The sequence below is a fragment of the Mesorhizobium sp. M7A.F.Ca.CA.002.09.1.1 genome (assembly GCF_003998555.1).
Taxonomy (GTDB): Bacteria; Pseudomonadota; Alphaproteobacteria; order Rhizobiales; family Rhizobiaceae; genus Mesorhizobium; species Mesorhizobium ciceri.
On record NZ_RZRR01000722.1, the window covers coordinates 1,459 to 2,952 of the forward strand.

2 protein-coding genes are annotated in these 1,494 nt (G+C 62.2%); one reads left to right on the forward strand and one right to left on the reverse strand.

Going from position 1 to position 1,494, the window contains the following annotated elements; all coding sequences use genetic code 11:
* Nucleotides 1-487: aminopeptidase P family N-terminal domain-containing protein (locus EN994_RS36355; protein ID WP_245466081.1), on the reverse strand; the 487-nt coding region annotated here is incomplete at its 3' end.
* A gap of 221 nt (nucleotides 488-708) precedes the next feature.
* Here EN994_RS36355 and EN994_RS25120 point away from each other — a divergent pair.
* On the forward strand, nucleotides 709-1,494 hold a 786-nt coding region (locus tag EN994_RS25120), incomplete at its 3' end, for an ROK family transcriptional regulator (protein ID WP_164746164.1).

Below are 1,494 nucleotides of genomic sequence, written 5' to 3' on the forward strand. Positions count from 1 at the left end.
GCGCCGATTTGACCGCCCGGATCCAGTTCACCAGCAGGTCGGCATCGTGCCATTTTGCATTGGGAAGTCCGGCGACAAGCCGGGCGTGCGCCTTGGGGGAGAAATAATAGGCTTCGAGTTCGATGCCGATATGGCGACTCCCCCAGCTCTTGGCGACAATCCAGTTCGCAATCCAGTCCATGGGATGGCGATCGCCTCGCTGGACATGGTCTTCCGGAAAGCCGACCACGTTTTCCGGTTTCATCCAGGCTGTCAGAAGACCGCCGGCCGCATCCATGGCGCGCCCGATCCAGACCGGCTCGACCTCCTCGATTGGAACCAGCACCATTTGCGGCGTGTAGAACGACCAGCCGTCATAACCGGTGATGTAATGCTGGTTGGCAACGTCGTTGACGACAAGAAGCTCGAGACCGCGCTTGGCCATCTCGGTGCGGATCTTGCGAAGCCGCTGTCGGTACTCGTCGCGGGCAAACGGCAATTCGATCATCTTTGCTCCTGCTTTGTCATCAACGGTCGCGGGTTCGCTCACCATTGAAGAGGTTTCGCCATGGCGGCAATCGGCCAGGGCGGCGTGTGGGCAGGTCCTGAATCGGGTACGTCCATACCCGGCCTTCCCAAGATTTGTGTTTCATTATCATTTATTTTTGAATTCCATTTGACTGAATAAATAAGCGGTGCCAAGCTATCCTCTCCTAAGGGGCGCAAGGCATGGCACTGCGGGGGACCAATCAGGAGTTCGGGCGGCCATACAACCGGCGCATCGTGCTTGAGTCCATCCGCCTGCACGGGCCGATCGCGCGCGGCGAGATCGCCCGGCGCGTCGGCCTCACCGTCCAGACGGTATCGACCATCGTTCGCGAACTGGAAGATCAGGACTACATCCTGTCGCTGCGCGAAGAGCCGAGGGGGCGCGGCCTGCCGCCGGCGACGCTCCGGATCAACCCCGAGGGCGGCTATGCCGTGGGTATCCACATCACTCCGCTTGGTATCAGCGCCGCCTTGATCAATCTGAGCGGCGACGTGATCGAGAGCATCTACCGCGAAGCGCCGAACGCGACGCCGGACCGCGCCTTCGAGTTGATCGGGGCGATGGTGGTGGAATTGACCCGGCTGCGGGCTGGCGGACGGGTGCTGGGGGTCGGCATGGCCCTGCCCGGCCCATTCGACGTGGAGTCCATGAGTTTCGTGGGGCCAACCACCATGACCGGCTGGAAGGATGTCGCGCTGCGCGAACGGCTGGCGGCCTCCACCGGATTGCCGGCCTTCTTTGAAACCGATATGGCCGCGGCCGCCATGGGCGAGCGCCTTTATGGCCTCGGCGCCCAGTTTTCCGAATATTACTATCTCTATTTCGGCGTCGGCCTTGGCGGCGTCATGGTTCATGACGGCAGCGCCTTGCGCGGCGCCTGGGGAAATGCCGGCGAGATCGGACACATTCCCGTCATTCCCGGCGGCGAGGCCTGCCCGTGCGGCAACAGCGGCTGCCTCGAAAGA